Below are 17980 nucleotides of genomic sequence, written 5' to 3'. Positions count from 1 at the left end.
GGGAACCCTCCCATGCAACACCGCAAACTAGGAACGCTCGAGGTCTCGGCCTTGGGCCTCGGCTGCATGAGCATGACCTCGGTCTACGGCCCTGCCGCTGACCGTGACCAGATGATCGCCCTGATCCGTGGTGCGGTCGACAAGGGCGTGACCCTGTTCGATACCGCCGAAGCCTATGGCCCGTTCGAGAACGAAACGCTCCTGGGTGAAGCCCTTGAGCCCTTCCGCAACGAGGTCAGGATCGCCACGAAGTTCGGCTCCGATATCGATCTGGAAACCGGCGCACGCGGCGCCGGCACCAACAGCCGCCCCGAACATATCAAGGCCGTGGTCGAAGCCATGCTTCAACGTCTGAGAACCGACCGGATCGACCTTCTGTACCAGCACCGTGTCGACCCCGACGTGCCGATCGAAGATGTGGCCGGCGCGGTGTCCGATCTGATAGACGCGGGCAAGGTGCTGCATTGGGGATTGTCGGAGGCAGGACTTGGGACCATCCGTCGTGCCCATGCCGTGAAACCGCTCAGCGCGGTGCAGAGCGAGTATTCGCTGTTCTGGCGCGGACCAGAATCCGGCCTGCTGGACCTTCTGGAGGAAATTGGCGTCGGCTTCGTGCCCTTCAGTCCCTTAGGTGCGGGCTTCCTGACCGGGCAGATCACCATGGACACGGTCTTTGCCCCGGACGATTTCCGCAACTTCGTGCCGCGCTTCGCTCCCGAAGCCCGCGCCGCAAACATGGCGCTGGTCGATCTGGTCCGGACCGTGGCCGATGAAAAGGGCGCGACGCCCGCGCAGATTGCGCTGGCCTGGCTTCTCGCCCAGTCACCCTCTATCGTTCCGATCCCCGGCACCACCAGGGCGCACCGGCTGGACGAGAACCTTGGCGCTGTCGATCTGGTTTTGACCGCCGAAGACCTGACGCGGATCACCACCGCCGCCGATGCGATCTCGGTCGAAGGAGACCGCCTGCCCGAGGCGGTCCTGACCATGACGGGTCTATGAACTTCGAAAGCTCGGCCCGTCAATCGGTCGGGCTTATAAGGTAAATCCCCTGAAGCCGCGAAACCGAAGACAGCGATTTTTTTCGCCTGACGGGGAGGGTCGCCCCGTCATGGCCAACAGCGCCGTTGATTGCGTCCGACATCCACGTCGAAATCGACCGTGGGAAAGAAATCGGCCGCGGCCCTTTTGGATCACCGCGACCGAAATCGACGTTTTCGTTACACTCAGGCTAGATCGACCGGCAGAAGGCCGTCCGGGAAGTTCTGGTAGCAGACCGGGCGCAGGAAGCGGCGGATCGACAGCGTTCCCACGGAGGTCGCACCGAAATTCGTGGAGGCCGGGTAGGGTCCGCCGTGCACCATCGTGTCAGAAACCTCGACGCCGGTCGGGAAACCGTTGACGAGCAGGCGGCCAGCCTTGCGTTCGAGGATCGGCATGAGCGATTGCGCCGCGGGCAGGTCGGCGTCGTCCATGTGGATCGTGCAGGTCAGCTGCCCGACGATCGAGCGGGCAACTTCAAGGCGTTCTTCCGCGTCCCTGGCAATCACGATCAGACCCAGCGGGCCGAAAACCTCTTCTGCCAGATCGTGATTGGCGAGGAAATCTTCCGCTGTCGTGGAGAACAGGAAAGGCGTGGCGGTCCGGCCCGTGCATTCGGTTTTCAGCACGGAACGCACGCTGGCAGCTTCAGCCATCCGGTCCGCGCCGGAATGATAGGAGCCGGCGATGCCTTCGGTCAGCATCGTCTGGCCGCCGATCTCCGCCAGCGCATCCTTGGCTGCTGCCTCGAAAGCGTCCGCATCCGGGCCCGCGAGCAGAAGCGCGACGCCGGGATTGGTACAGAATTGGCCGGCCCCCATGCTCAGCGATCCGGCCCAGCCGGTGGCGATTTCCTTGCCCCGGTTTGCCGCCGCGTTTTCCAGAACGAACATCGGGTTCACGGAGCCAAGCTCGCCGAAGAACGGGATCGGCTCGGGCCGCGCGGCGCAGAGGTCGAACATGGCGCGCCCGCCGGCGAGCGAGCCGGTGAAACCCACGGCCTTGATGAACGGATGCTGGACAAGAGCCGTCCCAACGGCGCGGTTGCCGCCCTGGATCTGGCTGAACACACCGGGATGCAGGTCGCAGGCCTTTACCGCCGCATCAATCGCCTGGGCGACGATATCCGACACGCCGGGGTGGGCCGAATGCCCCTTTACCACGACCGGGCAGCCCGCTGCGAGGGCTGCCGCCGTGTCGCCACCCGCCGTGGAAAAGGCCAGCGGGAAGTTCGACGCACCGAATACGGCCACCGGGCCGATGGGGCGCTGCATCATCTTCAGGTCTGGCCGGGGCAGCGGTGCGCGGTCCGGAAGGGCTTCGTCATGCCGGCGATCGAGGTAGTCACCCGCCTCGATATGATCGGCAAAAAGGCGAAGCTGGCCGACTGTGCGCCCGCGCTCGCCATTCAGCCGGGCCTCGGGCAAACCGGTTTCCTTCGTGCCCATCGCCGTGATCTCGGCACCGCGGGCGTCTATCTCTTCCGCGATCTTGCGCAGGAAGGCCGCGCGGGTGCTGCGCTCGGTGAAACCGTAGGACCAGAACGCCTCTTCGGCGGCATGCGCGGCGGCATCGACATGCTCCGGCTCGCCCTTTGCAAAGCTGTCAGGCGCCCCCTCGACGGGCATGTTTTGAAACGATGTGGTGCCGCCGACCCATTCGCCGGCGATCAGGTGCTTGCCTTTGAGCATGATGAACCCTCGTAGGAGCTTGGAAACGGCTCCGATCTGGAACCGTTTGCAGGAAATGTCGGTCTGTCGGATTCCGTCCCATGGTTCGGGTCATGTCGCGTTTCGAGAACCGATCGACAAAAATGGAATCCATTATACCAAACCCGTAAATGCGGGTAATCATTCAGGTTGAGGATGTCAACTTCGCTGCATTCTGGACCCGGCGGATCAGAACACGCCATTTTCCATCGCCTGCAGGAAGTTTTCGCGCGTACGGCCGATATGAGCCTTCAGCACCTTTTCGATATCCTCGAATTCCGACTCGGAGAACATCTTCACGATCTGGCGGTGCTCTTCCATGGAGACGGCCCGGTCCGCCTGGTAGTCGATCGTCAGGTTGTTGCGAAGCGCCGAGATCTTTCCGGCGATCAGGCCGTAGGCGTCCTGAAAATACGGGTTCCCGCAATGGCTGAAGAACAATTGATGCAGCGCGTCATCGAACGTCGCATAGGCAAACCCGTCATCTTCCGCGAAGGCCTTCTCCATTTTCTCGAGGCATTCGAGCAAGGCTGCGTTGGTGGATTCATGATCGTGCACCTCGCAAAGCGGTATGACCGTCAGTTCCATCGAGATCCGGAAATCGCACAGGTGGGCGATATCCTCCACGGTCGGGCGAAAGACGAAGCTGCCCCGCTGCGGGGCGATCTCGATCAAACCTTGCAGCTGCAGCAGGTTGAGCGCTTCGCGCACTGGAGTCCGGCTCACACCGAAAGCGGTGGCCAGCTTCTCTTCCGAAAGTGTTTCGCCGAGCTTGAGTTCGGCCGTCACGATCGCCTCTCGCAGGCGCTCCGTCACGGCATGCACCAGCGTGTTCGGGCGGGTCAGAGAAAGATTGATCAAGTTGATCTCCAGCTTCTTTGAAGAACCATCGCCCGGTTGGTCAGACTGCCGCGACATAAAGTCCGTTGCCTACATACGATTGCGGTGCTGGTCCTTCAATCCCCTTCCACTGCGCCGCGATCGGGCTGCGCGACGGTGCGACTTGCCGCCAAGTCCGGCCTGACCCGGCTTGGCGATGGACGCAAGCACCTCTCTTTGTCGCATTGCGAAGCTGAGCGGACCTGTATACCGTACCTTACATGCAGCGTGTAGCGCAACGGGAGCCAGCAGCGACGTGTTGCCCCTCTGAAAAAGCCACCTGAAAAGGCAGAACACGCCGGCAATGTGGGAGTAAGGTCATGAATTTATGTACCTTTTCATCGAGCGCCGTGAGTGGCGCGACGGAGGTCCCTGCCGGCTGCGTGCTCGATATTGCCGTGCGCCGATTCCCAGATCCCTGCCGCAGACGCGTTACTGACCACGAAAAAAACGGAATTCGGGTGCCCGGTCGCCGGCCGGCTCCCCTGACAGCTGTCTCTCAGACATGCAAAGCGAGGCAATGATGGACGCTTCATCTTCACCCCAAGCCCTGATTGGGCCACGTTTCAAGCGGATGGCGAACGCGATCCGGGCGCTTTCGGTCGATGCGATCAACAAGATCCAGACGGGCCACCCCGGCCTGCCCCTCGGTGCGGCGGACATGGCAACGGTCCTGTTCACCCAATTCCTGAAATTCGACCCAAAGAACCCCGACTGGGCGGATCGCGACCGCTTCGTGCTCTCGGCCGGCCATGGCTCCATGCTGATGTACTCGCTGGGCTACCTGAACGGCTACGAGGCGATGACGCTGGACGACATCAAGACCTTCCGGCGCCTTGGCAGCCGGGCGATGGGACACCCCGAGGTCGATCTGGAGATCGGCGTCGAAGCGACGACCGGCCCGCTCGGGCAAGGGGTTGGCATGGCGGTCGGCATGGCATTGGCCGAGCGCATGATGCGCGAACGCTATGGGTCCGATCTGGTCGATCACTACACCTATGCGCTGGTCGGTGATGGTTGCCTGATGGAAGGCATCTCCTACGAAGCCACCGCGCTGGCCGGGCATTGGGGCCTCGACAAGCTGATCGTGCTGTTCGACGATAACGGCATTTCCATCGACGGCCCGACCAGCCTCGCCACCTCCGAGAACCAGCAGGCGCGTTTCGAAGCTGCCGGTTGGGACTGGCAAGCCGTTGACGGGCATGACCCCGAGGCGGTTGCCGCAGCCATCGCCAAGGCGAAGACGACGAGCACCCCCAGCATCATCGCCTGCAAGACAACCATCGGCCTTGGCATGCCGGTCAAGGAAGGCACCGCCGCCGCGCACGGCCAGCCGCCGACCGATGCCGAAGCAACTGCGGCCCGTGCTTCCTATGAGTGGGACTATGCCCCGTTCGAAGTGCCCGAGGATATCCTGGCCGACTGGCGGGCCGCCGGCGCACGCGGCTCGGTGGACCAGGCCGCCTGGAAGGCCCGTCTCGACGCAGCCGATGCCAGCACGCGCGACGAGTTTCTTGGGGCCATCGCCGGCGAACTGCCTGCGGGCTGGCAGGACATCATCGACGCGGTGAAGCGCGAGTTTGCCGAAGATCCCAAGGACGAGCCGACGCGCCAATCCTCGCAGAAGGTGATGAGCAAGCTGATCCCCGCAATCCCGACCATGATCGGTGGCTCGGCGGACCTGACGCCCTCCAACCTGAGCCGTCCGGATGCGGTGCGGGCGATCTCGAGAGATAATTTCGCCGGCCGCTACATCCATTTCGGCATCCGCGAGCACGCCATGGCCGCGATCACCAACGGGATCGCATTGCACAAGGGTTTCCTGCCCTTCTGCGCCACTTTCATGTGCTTCTCGGATTACTGCCGCCCCGCGATCCGTCTCTCCGCGCTGATGAAGCAGAAAGTGCTCTACATCATGACGCATGACACGATCACGCAAGGCCCGGACGGCCCGACCCACCAGCCGGTCGAGCACTTCGCGACCTTCCGGGCCACGCCCAACATGCTGTCGCTGCGTCCGGCCGATGCCGCCGAAGTGGCTGAATGCTGGGAGCTGGCGCTGGAAGCCGAGGACATGCCGGTCGCCATGATCCTGACCCGCGAGAAAGTTCCGGCGGTGCGTTCGGGCCATTCGGAGGAAAACCTTTGCCGTCGCGGTGCCTATGTCTTCGCCGAGGCCTCCGCCAAGGCCGAAGTGACGCTGCTCTCCACCGGCTCGGAGGTCTCTGTCGCGCTCGGCGCGAAGAAGCTGCTTGAGGAGAAGGGCGTGCCGACCCGCGTGGTCTCCATGCCCTGCCTCAGCCTTTTCGACAAGCAAGACGCAGACTACCGCGCCTCCATTCTCGGCACTGACACGCTGCGCGTCTCCGTCGAGGCCGCAACCGTCTATGGCTGGGAGAAATACGTCGGCCCGGACGGGCTCATCATCGGGCTCGACGGCTTCGGCGCGGCCGGCATGCCGGACGAGCTGATGGAGCATTTCGGCATTACACCCAAAGCCGTCGCCGCCGCCGTCGAAGCGCGGTTGGCGAAAACGAAAGCGTAAGGTGCCCAGATGGTAAAATTCGCCGCAAACATCTCCATGCTCTTCCCCGAGCTGGATTTCCTCGACAAGTACAAGGCCGCGGCCGATGCCGGGTTCAAGGCTGTCGAACACCTCTATCCCGAGGGCTTCGAACCTGAGCAACTCGCGGAAAAGCTTGCAGCCAACGGTCTGGTTCAGGCTTTGCATAACCTTCCCGCCGGCGACTGGGCCGGCGGCGATCGGGGCATTGCCTGCGATCCGGCCCGCGTAGGAGAGTTCCTGGACAGTGTCGGGCGCGGCATTGCCATGGCCAAGGCGCTCAACTGCCCGAAGATCAACTGCCTCGCCGGTAAACTGCCCGAAGGCATTGCCCCCGAAAAGGCCGAGGACGTGCTGGTCGAGAATCTGCGCTTCGCCGCGGGTGAGTTGAAGAAGGAAGGCATCCTGCTCGTCGCCGAGGCAATCAACACCTTCGACATACCGGGCTTCTTCCTCCGCAACACCGCGCAGACGCTCGCAGTGCTGGACAAGGTTGGCTCCGACAGCCTGCTGTACCAGTATGACATCTACCACATGCAGCGGATGGAGGGGGAACTGGCCAACACAATCAAGGCCAGCTTTGATCGCATCGGTCACATCCAGCTTGCCGACAACCCCGGCCGCCACGAGCCGGGCACGGGCGAGATCAACTATGACTACCTTCTGCCCTTCATCGACGGGCTTGGCTACGACGGTTGGATCGGTTGCGAATACGTGCCCCAGGAGGGCTTCGGCTGGATGGAACGCTTCAACGGCTGACAACGGAATTTGGACGGGGCCTTGGACGCCCTGCCCCACAATACACTGGAGATACAAATGAAAATTGGATTTATCGGCCTCGGCATCATGGGCCGCCCCATGGCCAAGAACCTTATCGCCGCGGACTACTCGCTGGTTGTCTTCGACAAGTTTGCCCCGATGGATGACCTCGTCGCGCTCGGCGCCGAAGCTGGCACGTCCTCCAAGGACGTGGCCTCCAAGGTCGACCTCGTCATCACCATGCTGCCCAACTCTCCGCATGTGCGCGAAGTGGTCATGGGCGAGGACGGCGTCCTCGACGGCGCAAAGCCCGGCACCATCCTCGTGGATATGAGCTCCATCGCGCCCGCTGCCTCGCAGGAGCTTTGCGAAGCCGCCAAGGCCAAAGGCGTTATCATGCTCGACGCCCCGGTTTCGGGCGGCGAACCCAAGGCCATCGACGGCACGCTCGCGGTCATGGTCGGCGGTGACGCAACTGCTTTCGACAAGGTCAAGGATGTGCTCGACGTGATGGCGGGCTCCGTCGTCCGCGTGGGCGATATCGGTGCCGGCAACGTCACAAAGCTCGCCAACCAGATCATCGTCGCGCTCAACATCGCTGCGGTATCGGAAGCCTTCACGCTCTCCACCAAGGCCGGCGTGAACCCTGAAGCCGTGTTCGACGCGATCAAGGGCGGGCTCGCCGGCTCGACCGTGATGAATGCCAAGATCCCGATGATCCTCGAGGGCAACTTCAACCCCGGTTTCCGCATCGAACTGCATATCAAGGACCTGCAGAACGCGCTCGACACTGCGCATGAGCTTAACGTTTCCGTTCCGCTCACCGCTGGCATCATGGAGATCATGCAGGCGCTGAAGCTCGACGGTGAAGGCTCCAGCGACCACTGCGCTGTGGCCAAGCATTACGAGAAACTCGCCAAGGTCGAGATCCGCAAGTAAGCGGAATGCGTTCGCCGGATCTCGCAACCGGCCTGGACTCCCCCGAAAAGGCGGGACGCGCCGGCGAACGCCACCCCACCCCAATCAGACATCAACTAGGACAATGGCAATGAAACCCGTCATCAGCGGCACAACGAAGGTCTTCGGTGTCGTGGCCCACCCGATCGACCACGTGCGCGTCCAATTCCTGTTCAACGAGTACTTCGAAAAGGAAGGCATGGATGCGGTCTTCATTCCCGTCCATGTGAAACCCGAAAACGCCGCCAAGGCGATGGAAGGTTTCAAGGCGCTTTCCAATTTCGGCGGCATGGTCATCACCATCCCGCACAAGGTCACCTTCATGGACCTCGTCGACGAGGTGCTTCCGACGGCCAAGCTCGCGGGCGCGACCAACATCATCCGGCCGGAAGACGACGGAACCTGGACCGGAAACAACCTCGACGGCATGGGCTTCGTCAACGGCCTCGCCGACCAGATCTTCTCGCCCAAGGGCAAGTCCTTCCTGGTCGTTGGCACCGGCGGCGCGGGCTCTGCCATTGCCGCAACACTCGCACAATCCGGGATCAGCCGCCTGACCATCAGCGACCTCGATACCGCCCGCGCCGAAGCCCTCGCCGAACGGTTGCGCGGCGCAGTGCCGGATCTGCCGATTTCAGTGGAAGGCGCAGGCCCCAACCCGGCTGGCTACGACGTGGTTGTCAACGCCACGCCGCTCGGCATGCATGAAGAAGACCCGATGCCGATCGACCCGAACCTGCTCGAAGGCGACACGGTCGTTGCCGAGGTGGTCCAGGTCCCGCCGGTCACGCGCCTGTTGAAGGAAGCCGAGGCCCGCGGCCACAGGACGCTTCAGGGCGGTAGCATGCTCGACTACCAGTTCATCGAGATGGCACGCTTCTTCCGTACCGCGGAATAACCGCCGAGAAATGAGCCTTGCCTGAAGGGTTGCAGATCGGCAGGCACCTTGCCGGTCTGTTTCACGGCAGTGCTGTCGCATGGGTGCGGAGACGATCCTTTGGATCATGCCTCCGACGCGGTGCCACGGGCATCCCGGAAACGAGCGAAGCCCGTGGTCTGAGAACGCCGATACAAAGTTGCAGTCTTCTTCTGACGCCAAATATCCCGGGGGCTTGGGGGCAGCGCCCCCAATCTTCGCGATTGGATTGGAACTGTCCTGTCCGGGCGCCTCAGCCCCGCCGTGCCAGCCAGCGCTCGAACTCCCGCTGCGCGGTCTCCAGTGAGTCGATATTGATCGTCCGCGTCATAAGTGCCCGATTCAGCGCCCGCACACGCTTGTTCAACGGCAAGCCTTCGTCCGTGACGGTATCGACCCCAAGCTTGTCGTAAAGAGACAAGAGCCGGTTTTGAACCGTACGCAGCGACATGCCCCGCCGTTCGGCGATCAACTTGTCCTGCAATCCGATGGCGAGATCCAGCAGGATCTCGTATTCGCTGTCCTGAAGCACGTTGCGCGGCGAACTCGCGCGTCGTTGCAGACGGTGGATCTCGCGGTCCACCATGATCTGGCCTTCGACCAGAACCGCTCGCAGCGCCAGCTTCAACCGGTCGCGCGACGCCGTCTTGAGAACGTAGCCATAGGCGCTGTCCTCGGGCACCGTTGTCGAAATACCTCGCAGGTAAGCCTCGTCCGCGTAGTTCGACCAGAACAGGATCCGTGTGTGCGGACGCTCCGACCAGATCGTGCGCGCGGCCTCGATCCCGTTGCGGTGCTCCATCTGCAGGTCCATCACAACCGCCTCGATCCGTGCCGAGCGGGCCTGCTTTTCACCCTCCTCGCCGTTCAGCGCGTGAAATATCTGGGTGACTTCCGGAAGCGCCTCGACCAGCGCATCCTCGAGATAGGACGCGTGAAACTGGTCGTCTTCGACGATCAGGACCTTCATTGTTTTTCCTCCAGGGAAACCCGCACCGTGGTTCCCGCTTGGCCCGAAATATCCAGATCAGCCGCGATCAGCCGCGCCCGTGTCCGGATATGAGCAATTCCCGACTGGCGCTCCGGATCGGCCGGGATACCGCAGCCATCGTCGCGGATCGTCACCGTCAGCAGCCCGGGCGCATCACGGTCGATACGAACGGTGATGTGCCCTGCCCCGGAATGCGCCGCCGCGTTGTTGATCGCCTCCTGGGCAATGCGGAAAAGCGAGATCCGAACCGTCGGGTCGAGCCGGTCCGGCGCACCATCCGTGCTGTCCTCGACAACGATTTCCACCGCCGCTCCACCCACCGCGCGCTCAAGGTGGACATGCACCGCGTGTGTGAATCCGAACAGTTCGAGCAGGGTCGGCACGGCTGTGTCGATGATCCGGCGCAGGTCGCCAATCGTCTCGCCGATCCAGGCAGCAAGCGCCTCGCGATGCAACGGCTCCTCGCCCGTTACCTCGCGCAAAAGGCGCGTCAGATCGGCCAGGGTCTGGTCATGCAGATCCATGCCGATCCGTTGCCGCTCCTGCTCCAGCGCCTGCGTCAGTTCCAGCGCCCCGCGCCGCAAGCCCTCTTCGCGCGCCTGCGCCGCTTCGCCGGCGCGGGCCGCTTGCTTCGCCCTCTGGGCGCTATGCATGGCATGGAAGGAGGGCGCGAGGATATCGGCCACATGCTGGGCAAGGGCGACCGTTTCGATATCGTAGAGACCGGGAGTGGAATGAGAGATGTTCAGCGTCCCGATATGGCGCCCCATCACCTTCAGCGGCACGTTCACCCGGCTGCGCAGCTTGTGATTGAAGATCGGCGCCGAGGTTGCCCCGGCAAAGGTATAGCGCGGGTCCCGCGTCGCGTCGTCCGTCAGCATGTATTCGCAATCATTCAACAGCAGATCCCGAACCGGCGAGAAATTCAGCCTTGTGTGCTCGCGCGACCAGCGGGTGCGGATTCCAACCTCGTAGCTGGCCACCCAGCCCGGACGATCATGCAGACAGATGTCGGTATGGGTGAAGGGGATAACTTCCGCGATCTCGTCGGCAACGGCCTCGAGGGCGGAGGTAATGTCCGTCCCTTCAGCCAGATGCGCCGCGATACGCAGGAACACGTCATCCGCAATCTGCTGCTTGTGCATGGTGGCCATCAGCTCCTCCCGGGTTCAGCCGGCCAAACTTGCGTGTACCCGAAAGAGTGCACGACAAAAATGGGAAAGAAAACACCTCTGCCCGCAGTCATGTTGCGGGAACCCGCAAATTTTATGCGGGGCGGTTCCTTTACAGCCGGCTCGGCGCATCTACGATCATTGCCACCTGACCGGCTTTTTTTTCGGCAGGCGCGGCGTTGAGGAGCGCCGGAGTTCAAATTGTGCACGCAATCGGCGTGCCGAGGAACAGACGCACGCCCAAACGCGTGCAGGGAGGAAATCACGATGACCAAGTTTCTTCTTGGGGTGGCTGCGATCGCCCTGGTAGCAGGTGCCGCACAAGCGGAGGACACCTCCGGCAAGCGCATCGCATTGTCGAACAACTATGCCGGCAATTCCTGGCGTCAGGCGATGCTGCAAAGCTGGGAAGAAGTCGCCACCAAGGCGGTGGCAGACGGTGTCGTAGCCGCGGCCGACGCCTATACCACGTCCGAGAACCAGGCGACCGAGCAGGCTGCGCAGATTCAGAACATGATCCTGCAGGGCTATGACGCGATCGTCATGAACTCGGCCTCGCCGACGGCGCTGAACGGTGCGGTCAAGGAAGCCTGTGACGCGGGTATCACCGTGGTCAGCTTCGACGGCGTCGTGACCGAGCCCTGTGCCTGGCGGATCGCGGTGGACTTCCAGCAGATGGGTCGCGAGCAGGTGGACTACCTCGCCACGCGTATCCCCGATGGCGGCAACCTGCTTGAGATCCGCGGCCTTGCTGGCGTTTTCGTCGATGACGAGATCAGCGCGGGTATCCATGACGGCGTGGCCAAGCATGACCAGTTCAAGATCGTCGGCTCCGTGCATGGCGACTGGGCGCAGGACGTGGCGCAGAAGGCCGTTGCAGGCATCCTGCCCTCGTTGCCGGAAATAGTCGGTGTTGTCACCCAGGGTGGCGACGGCTATGGCGCCGCGCAGGCCTTCAAGGCCGCCGGCCGTGACATGCCGCTGATCGTGCTCGGCAACCGTCAGGACGAGATGCAATGGTGGTCCGATGCACATGCCGAGTCTGGTTACGAGACGATGTCTCTCTCCATCGCGCCCGGCGTTGCCTCGCTCGCCTTTTGGGTCGCCCAGCAGATCCTGAGCGGCGAAGAGGTACCGAAGGACCTGACCGTACCGTTCCTGACCGTCACCCAGGATACGCTGGCGGAAGCGCTTGCCACGACACCGGCCGGCTCCGTCGCCAACGTGAGCTACGGCATGGAAGACGCCAAAGAAGTCATCGCTTCGTCGAAATGACCCAGGATCCTCCCTAGTGCGGGCCGGGAAACCGGCCTGCGCCCCTTTTCTGGAATACGAGGCGCGCATGAGCGAGCAAGAAAGCGCCCCAATCGTATCGCTGACCGACGCCGCCAAGCATTTTGGCCCGGTCCGCGCACTCGACGGGGTAAGCTTGTCCGTCCGGCCTGGGGATTGCCTGGGCCTTGTCGGGCATAACGGGGCCGGAAAATCCACGCTGGTCTATCTCATCAATGGCGGGCTCGCCCCAAGTTCCGGCGAGATCGCTTTTCCGGGGGCGACGGAGGCCGCCGACGCGGGTGTCCGCTCCGTATTCCAGGAATTGTCGCTCTGCCCCAACCTGACCGTGGCCGAGAACCTCCGGGTTTCGCTGCGCGATATGAAAGGGGCGAGTTGGCGCCGCACCGCTGGCGACATTATCACCAAGAGCCTCGACCAGATCTTTCCCGGCCATGGAATAGACCCTAATGCCGAGATCGACTCGCTGCCCATCGCCGAGCGGCAGATGGTGGAAATCGCCATCGGCTTCGCCCCGCGCGGCACGAAGGCGCGCCTGGTGATCCTCGACGAGCCGACCTCTTCGCTCGATGCCGGGATCGCGGAGCAACTCCTGACCCATATCAAGAAATTCTGTGCCGACGGCGGCGCGGTAATCTTCATCTCACACATGCTGGGTGAGGTCTTCGAGGTCGCATCGCGCATTATCGTTCTCAAGGATGGCGGCATCGTTGCCGAACGTCCCACGGCCGAGTTCACTCGGCGGGGCCTTGTCGAAGCGATGGGCCACGTCGCCGCCGAAGGCACGGAAGCCGCCGCGTCCGCGCAACGCCACACCGGCGAGATCGTCATCCAGACCGAGCAGGGTCTGACCGCACGCAAGGGCGAGATCGTCGGCCTGTCGGGCCTGGCCGGCCATGGCCAGGCCGCAGCGCTGGCAAAGCTCTACCTCTCCAGCAGTTCCAACTGGCGCGCCGGGCATCGCCCGAAATGCGTCTTCGTTGCCGGCGACCGGCCACGCGACGGAGTCCTGCCGCTCTGGTCGATCCTCTTCAACATGTCGATCTCCCTCCTGCGCCAGGTCGATGCCTGGGGGTGGATCGACCGCAAGGCCGAACGCGCGAAGTCCGAGGAATGGAAGCGACGGATCGGCATTCGCACCGACGATGTCGAAAACCCGGTTCTGTCCCTGTCGGGCGGCAACCAGCAGAAGGTGCTCTTCGCCCGCGCACTGGCCTCCACCGCGCCGGTGGTGATCATGGATGACCCGATGCGCGGCGTCGATGTCGGCACCAAGCAGGATGTCTATGCCATGCTGCGGGAGGAGGCCTCGAAGGGCCGCACCTTCCTGTGGTACTCGACCGAGACCGAAGAGGTCTGCCAGTGCGACCGCGTCTTCGTCTTCCGCAATGGCGAGATCAGCGCCGAACTGACCCCACCGAACATCACCGAGGAACGCATTCTCGAAGCGTCCTTCCACATGCAGGAGGCGTCATGAGCTTCTTTTCCAGACACCGCATCTTGCTTCCGGTGATCTCGCTCGCCGTGCTGCTCGCGGCGACCTTCTACATGCAGCCGCGGGCGATGAGCTATTTCGGGCTCAACCTGCTGTTCAACCTCGCCGTGCCGATCGCGCTGGCGACCATCGCGCAGATGATGATCATCATGGTCAACGATATCGACCTTTCGGTCGGCGCCTTTGTCAGCCTCGTGGCCTGCATCACCGCGACCTATCTCAATGACAGCCCGATGATCGGCATCCTGATGCTGGTAGCGCTGATCGTGACTTACGCGGCGATGGGCGCGGTGATCGACGCGCTGGAGCTTCCGGCCATCGTGGTCACGCTGGGCATGTCCTTCGTCTGGGGCGGTCTGGCGCTCTTCATTCTGCCCTCGCCCGGCGGCGCCTCGCCCGGCTGGCTGCGGACACTCATGACGGTGAAACCACCCTTCATGCCAATGGCCGTCGTTGCCTCGATCCTGATCGCCATTGTCACCCACCTGCTGATCATCCGTTCGGGCTTTGGTACCGTGCTGCGCGGCGTCGGTGGCAATTCCCGCGCGCTGACCCGCGCAGGCCTCTCCGTCACCCGGCTCAAGGCCTGGGCCTATGGGCTGGCGGGGCTGTTCGGCGTTCTGGCCGGCATGGCGCTGGTGGGGCTGACCACCGCAGCGGACGCCAATATCGCGCTGCGCTACACGCTGCTCTCCATTGCCGGCGTCATCCTCGGTGGTGGTGAGTTCACCGGCGGCAAGGTCTCGCCCACGGGTGCCGTGATCGGAGCCCTGACACTGACGCTCGCCGCCTCCTTCCTCAGCTTCCTGCGGCTCTCGCCGGACTGGCAGATCGGTTCGCAGGGCGCCATCCTGATCCTCGTGCTGACCGCGCGGCTGATCTTCAGCCGGAAAGGAGCCGCCACATGAGCGCGCAATCTGCATCCCGCAAAAGCGGCTCTTCGCTCGCGGCCCTCTCCTCCCGGCCCTGGATCTGGTCCTGGACGGCCGCAGCCCTCGCCTTCTCGGCAACACTCTGGCTGACCTCGGGTCGTGGCGCGGGCGAGCTCGCCTATGCCGCCCTCAGCTTCGGCGCCTTCGCGGCCATTGTCGGGCTTGGGCAGATGCTCGTTATCACCCTCGGCCCCGGAAACATCGACCTGTCGGTACCGGCAACGATGACCCTGGCCGCAACCCTCGCCCTGCGCGCAATGGGGACGGAACCAGGCACCGCGTTCTATGGGCTCGCGATCGCTCTCGCCACCGGTCTCGGCGTCGGCATGGCCAATTACGCGCTGATCTTCCTGTTGCGGCTGCCGCCGATCATCGCCACGCTGGCCGCCTCGCTGATCTACCAGTCCATCGCCATCTGGTCGAACCGCGGGTTGCGGATCAAGCCGCCCGAGGGGTTGGCCGATTTCTCGACCGGACGCTTTCTCCACATCCCGAATGTCGCGTGGATCGCCCTTGGGCTCGCCATTCTCCTCTGGATCCTTCTGGAACGGATGACATGGGGGCGCTGGCTGCTCGCAACGGGCCAGAACCTCCGCGCTGCCCGACTGGCTGGCGTGCCGGTCGAGGCTGTCCGGGCGGCGACCTATATCACCGTCGCCTTGTTTGCCTCGCTCGCGGGCTTCCTGCTGGCCAGCTTCTCCGGCGGCGCCGCGCTCAACATGGGTGCCGAGTATTTGCTGATGTCCATCGCCGTCGTCGTGATCGGGGGCTGTTCCGTCGCAGGTGGCGATTCCAACGTTCCCGGCGTCTGGGGTGCGGCTCTCTTCATGTTCCTTGTGGTCTCGATGCTCAACAGTTACGGCACCGGGGCCGGCGTGCGCTTGGTTCTGACCGGATCCATCATCATCGCCATCGTGATTGCCGCCAGCACCAGGAGGTCCAAGCAGTGAAGGTCTACCCCCCGCATCTCGAAGTCCACGACGACCGCTTTCGCGAGCTGGTGCACCCGATGTCCCATCTCGAACTTCTGGCAGGCGGATTCATCTGGGCCGAGGGTCCGGTCTGGTTCGGGGAATGGAACAGCCTGCTCTTTTCCGATATCCCGAACCGCCGCATCATGTGCTGGAACGAGACGACCCGTGAATTGACGCAGTTCCGCGCCAATACCGAGTTCAACAACGGCAATACGCGCGATCGCCAGGGACGGTTGATCGGCTGTCGCCATGGGTACCGGGATGTCGTGCGGACAGAGTATGATGGTACGCTGACGGTGCTGGCCGACAGCTACCAGGGCAAACCGCTCAACTCGCCCAACGATGTGGTTGTCAGCTCCGATGGCGCGATCTGGTTCACCGATCCGACCTACGGCATCATTGGCAATTTCGAAGGTTACCGCCGCGCGCAGGAACAGCCGAGCCAGAACGTCTACCGCATCTCGCCCGAGGGTGAGTTGACCGCCGTCGTCACCGATTTCATACAGCCGAACGGTCTCTGTTTCTCGCCGGATGAGAGCAAGCTCTACATCGCCGAGAGCGGCTCCAGCCACCAGTCGGATGTGCCTTCCGAGATCCGGGTATTCGGCGTCGATGGCGGGAAACTCACGGATGAGGGCGTCTTCGCCACAATCGACAAGGGCCTGCCCGACGGGATGCGCTGCGATATGACCGGAAACCTGTGGTCATCGGCCAAGGACGGCGTGCATTGCTTCGCGCCCGACGGGACGTTGCTGGGCAAGATCCTTGTGCCGGAAACGGTCGCCAATATCTGCTTCGGGGGCGCGGACGGCCATCGTATGTTCATCACCGCCACGACCTCGATCTACCGCATCTATGTCGACACTCCCGGGGCCGAACCGTGGACCCGGGGCCGTTCCGCGGCAAATGGCCCGGTAAGCTGACCGAGGCGAGTCTTGCCTTCCGCGAGGATCACCCGCAAAAAACCGGGAACATCGCCGAGGGCAAGCCAATCTGGCGTGAGAAAGGGTTGATGCATCAGCCCTCTTTTCGTCCGTTCGCATTGCCCCAACTTGCAGATAAGGACCCAAGGAGACGCCATGTCCGCCACTATTGTCATCGGCCCCTATAGCGAGACCGACCTAGCCGCCCTGAATGATGCCTTTGCGCCGACTTTCCTTGCGAGCCCCGCCGATCTGGCCGGGCTCGACGCGGCCACCCGCGAAGGCGCGACGGCCGTGGCCTTCAAAGGGCATAATGCCTTTGACGGCGATGCGATGGACCTGTTGCCCAATCTTGGCCTGATCGCCAACTTCGGCGTCGGCTACGACGCAATCGACGTGAAAGCAGCCGATGCGCGCGGGATCAAGGTCACCAATACACCGGACGTTCTCAATGACGACGTGGCCGATCTCGCCGTGGCGCTGCTGCTGATGCGCGGCCGCGAGATGGAGCACGCCACAAACTGGGCCCGCTCTGGTCAGTGGAAGGAAAAAGGCGAGTACCGCCTGAACCGCAAGGTCAGCGGCGGCAAGGCTGGCATCATCGGTCTCGGCCGGATCGGGCGCGAGATCGCGAACCGCCTCGTCGCTTTCAAGATGGATATCCATTATTTCGCGCGTTCCGAAAAGGAAACGCCAGGCTGGACCTATCACGCCGATCCGGTCTCGCTGGCGAAGGAAGTCGACTACCTGATCGTTGCACTGGTTGGCGGGCCGGACACGGCGAACTTCGTCTCTGCCGAAGTGCTCGACGCGCTTGGGCCGCGTGGCATCATCGTCAATATCTCGCGCGGCAGCACCATCGATGAAGAGGCTCTGCTCGATGCGTTGGAGCAGGACAAAATCTACGGCGCCGCGCTCGACGTGTACCTGAACGAGCCCGATATCAATCCGCGTTTCTACGCACTGGACAATGTCGTTCTGCAACCGCACCAGGGTTCGGGCACGGTGGAGACCCGCGCGGCAATGGCCAAGCTCCAGCGCGACAACTTGGTCGCCTATCATGCCAAGGAACCGCTGCTGACGCCGGTGAATTAAGAGCGGACAAGGGCGAGGCGGCGCCCTGTTGGAGCGGCTGTTCTTTTTGTGCCGCCCCCTTCGTCCACGAAGGTAGACGATCCTTCGGATCGTGCCTCCGGCGGAGGTATTTTAGGAAAGATGAAGGGGAGAAGCACATTGCTTCCCCTTTCCGGAAAATATCCTGGGGGAGCGCTCGATAGAGCGCGGGGGGGCAACGCCCCCTTCCCAACCCCGCAATCTGCTCAAAGCAGAAATTCTGTCTTATATGCTCTGAAAACGCACCTTAGCCGCTAGGCTCA

The 17980-nt window shown here is 63.0% G+C and carries 15 protein-coding genes; 11 read left to right on the top strand and 4 right to left on the bottom strand.

Annotated elements, in window-relative coordinates; all coding sequences use genetic code 11:
- The first annotated feature begins 12 nt into the window (after positions 1-12).
- A complete protein-coding gene (locus BLR85_RS07690) occupies positions 13-1002 on the top strand; it encodes an aldo/keto reductase (protein WP_093153002.1) in 990 nt (329 codons plus the stop codon).
- A 224-nt stretch (positions 1003-1226) separates the two neighbouring features.
- Here BLR85_RS07690 and BLR85_RS07685 read toward each other — a convergent pair whose 3' ends face one another.
- Both BLR85_RS07685 and BLR85_RS07680 read right to left on the bottom strand, forming a co-directional pair.
- Positions 1227-2732: an aldehyde dehydrogenase (NADP(+)) gene (locus tag BLR85_RS07685; RefSeq protein ID WP_093152998.1), complete on the bottom strand. Its 1506-nt coding sequence runs from the start codon at positions 2730-2732 to the stop codon at positions 1227-1229.
- Positions 2733-2939: 207 nt separating this feature from the next.
- The gene (locus BLR85_RS07680) at positions 2940-3611 is read right to left on the bottom strand and encodes a GntR family transcriptional regulator (protein WP_170844482.1); all 672 of its coding nucleotides are present in this window, start codon (positions 3609-3611) and stop codon (positions 2940-2942) included.
- Between the two features lie 541 nt (positions 3612-4152).
- On the opposite strand from BLR85_RS07680, the gene tkt reads away from it, so the two are divergent.
- From tkt to BLR85_RS07660, 4 genes are all read left to right on the top strand, one after another.
- On the top strand, positions 4153-6174 hold the full coding sequence (gene tkt / locus BLR85_RS07675) for a transketolase (protein ID WP_244520647.1): 2022 nt from the start codon (positions 4153-4155) through the stop codon (positions 6172-6174).
- A gap of 9 nt (positions 6175-6183) precedes the next feature.
- Entirely contained in the window at positions 6184-6951 is a 768-nt protein-coding gene (locus BLR85_RS07670) for a hydroxypyruvate isomerase family protein (RefSeq protein ID WP_093152985.1), read from the top strand.
- A 57-nt stretch (positions 6952-7008) separates the two neighbouring features.
- A complete protein-coding gene (garR, locus tag BLR85_RS07665) occupies positions 7009-7890 on the top strand; it encodes a 2-hydroxy-3-oxopropionate reductase (RefSeq protein ID WP_093152981.1) in 882 nt (293 codons plus the stop codon).
- 109 nt (positions 7891-7999) lie between these two features.
- Positions 8000-8806, top strand: coding sequence for a shikimate dehydrogenase family protein (locus BLR85_RS07660; RefSeq protein ID WP_170844481.1), 807 nt, complete (start codon positions 8000-8002; stop codon positions 8804-8806).
- 271 nt (positions 8807-9077) lie between these two features.
- On the opposite strand, the gene BLR85_RS07655 is transcribed toward BLR85_RS07660, so the two are convergent.
- Positions 9078-9794, bottom strand: a complete 717-nt coding sequence (locus tag BLR85_RS07655; protein ID WP_093152974.1) for a response regulator transcription factor — start codon at positions 9792-9794, stop codon at positions 9078-9080.
- Positions 9791-10969: a GAF domain-containing sensor histidine kinase gene (locus BLR85_RS07650; protein ID WP_093152970.1), complete on the bottom strand. Its 1179-nt coding sequence runs from the start codon at positions 10967-10969 to the stop codon at positions 9791-9793. The genes BLR85_RS07655 and BLR85_RS07650 overlap by 4 nt, the downstream gene beginning before the upstream one ends.
- A 285-nt stretch (positions 10970-11254) precedes the next feature.
- On the opposite strand from BLR85_RS07650, the gene BLR85_RS07645 reads away from it, so the two are divergent.
- The 6 genes from BLR85_RS07645 (at position 11255) to BLR85_RS07620 (ending at position 17699) form a co-directional block, all read left to right on the top strand.
- On the top strand, positions 11255-12262 hold the full coding sequence (locus tag BLR85_RS07645; RefSeq protein WP_170844480.1) for an ABC transporter substrate-binding protein: 1008 nt from the start codon (positions 11255-11257) through the stop codon (positions 12260-12262).
- 67 nt (positions 12263-12329) lie between these two features.
- Complete coding sequence (locus tag BLR85_RS07640; protein ID WP_093153227.1) at positions 12330-13757, top strand: sugar ABC transporter ATP-binding protein; 1428 nt, start codon at positions 12330-12332, stop codon at positions 13755-13757.
- The gene (locus tag BLR85_RS07635; protein WP_093152964.1) at positions 13754-14683 is read left to right on the top strand and encodes an ABC transporter permease; all 930 of its coding nucleotides are present in this window, start codon (positions 13754-13756) and stop codon (positions 14681-14683) included. The genes BLR85_RS07640 and BLR85_RS07635 overlap by 4 nt, the downstream gene beginning before the upstream one ends.
- Positions 14680-15657, top strand: a complete 978-nt coding sequence (locus tag BLR85_RS07630; protein WP_093152960.1) for an ABC transporter permease — start codon at positions 14680-14682, stop codon at positions 15655-15657. The genes BLR85_RS07635 and BLR85_RS07630 overlap by 4 nt, the downstream gene beginning before the upstream one ends.
- Positions 15654-16604: an SMP-30/gluconolactonase/LRE family protein gene (locus BLR85_RS07625; RefSeq protein WP_093152954.1), complete on the top strand. Its 951-nt coding sequence runs from the start codon at positions 15654-15656 to the stop codon at positions 16602-16604. The genes BLR85_RS07630 and BLR85_RS07625 overlap by 4 nt, the downstream gene beginning before the upstream one ends.
- Positions 16605-16760: 156 nt before the next feature.
- Complete coding sequence (locus BLR85_RS07620) at positions 16761-17699, top strand: 2-hydroxyacid dehydrogenase (RefSeq protein WP_093152951.1); 939 nt, start codon at positions 16761-16763, stop codon at positions 17697-17699.
- Positions 17700-17980 lie beyond the last annotated feature (281 nt).

It is taken from the genome of Aliiruegeria lutimaris (assembly GCF_900099935.1).
Lineage (GTDB): Bacteria > Pseudomonadota > Alphaproteobacteria > Rhodobacterales > Rhodobacteraceae > Tropicimonas > Tropicimonas lutimaris.
This window is presented reverse-complemented; position numbering and strand designations above follow the sequence as displayed.

Bases quoted from the DNA above. Each gene is read 5' to 3' on its own strand.
- BLR85_RS07690 (WP_093153002.1), top strand. From the start codon at position 13: ATGCAACACCGCAAACTAGGAACGCTCGAGGTCTCGGCCTTGGGCCTC.
- BLR85_RS07685 (WP_093152998.1), bottom strand. From the start codon at position 2,732: ATGCTCAAAGGCAAGCACCTGATCGCCGGCGAATGGGTCGGCGGCACC.
- tkt (WP_244520647.1), top strand. From the start codon at position 4,153: ATGGACGCTTCATCTTCACCCCAAGCCCTGATTGGGCCACGTTTCAAG.
- BLR85_RS07670 (WP_093152985.1), top strand. From the start codon at position 6,184: ATGGTAAAATTCGCCGCAAACATCTCCATGCTCTTCCCCGAGCTGGAT.
- garR (WP_093152981.1), top strand. From the start codon at position 7,009: ATGAAAATTGGATTTATCGGCCTCGGCATCATGGGCCGCCCCATGGCC.
- BLR85_RS07660 (WP_170844481.1), top strand. From the start codon at position 8,000: ATGAAACCCGTCATCAGCGGCACAACGAAGGTCTTCGGTGTCGTGGCC.
- BLR85_RS07655 (WP_093152974.1), bottom strand. From the start codon at position 9,794: ATGAAGGTCCTGATCGTCGAAGACGACCAGTTTCACGCGTCCTATCTC.
- BLR85_RS07650 (WP_093152970.1), bottom strand. From the start codon at position 10,969: ATGGCCACCATGCACAAGCAGCAGATTGCGGATGACGTGTTCCTGCGT.
- BLR85_RS07645 (WP_170844480.1), top strand. From the start codon at position 11,255: ATGACCAAGTTTCTTCTTGGGGTGGCTGCGATCGCCCTGGTAGCAGGT.
- BLR85_RS07640 (WP_093153227.1), top strand. From the start codon at position 12,330: ATGAGCGAGCAAGAAAGCGCCCCAATCGTATCGCTGACCGACGCCGCC.
- BLR85_RS07635 (WP_093152964.1), top strand. From the start codon at position 13,754: ATGAGCTTCTTTTCCAGACACCGCATCTTGCTTCCGGTGATCTCGCTC.
- BLR85_RS07630 (WP_093152960.1), top strand. From the start codon at position 14,680: ATGAGCGCGCAATCTGCATCCCGCAAAAGCGGCTCTTCGCTCGCGGCC.
- BLR85_RS07620 (WP_093152951.1), top strand. From the start codon at position 16,761: ATGTCCGCCACTATTGTCATCGGCCCCTATAGCGAGACCGACCTAGCC.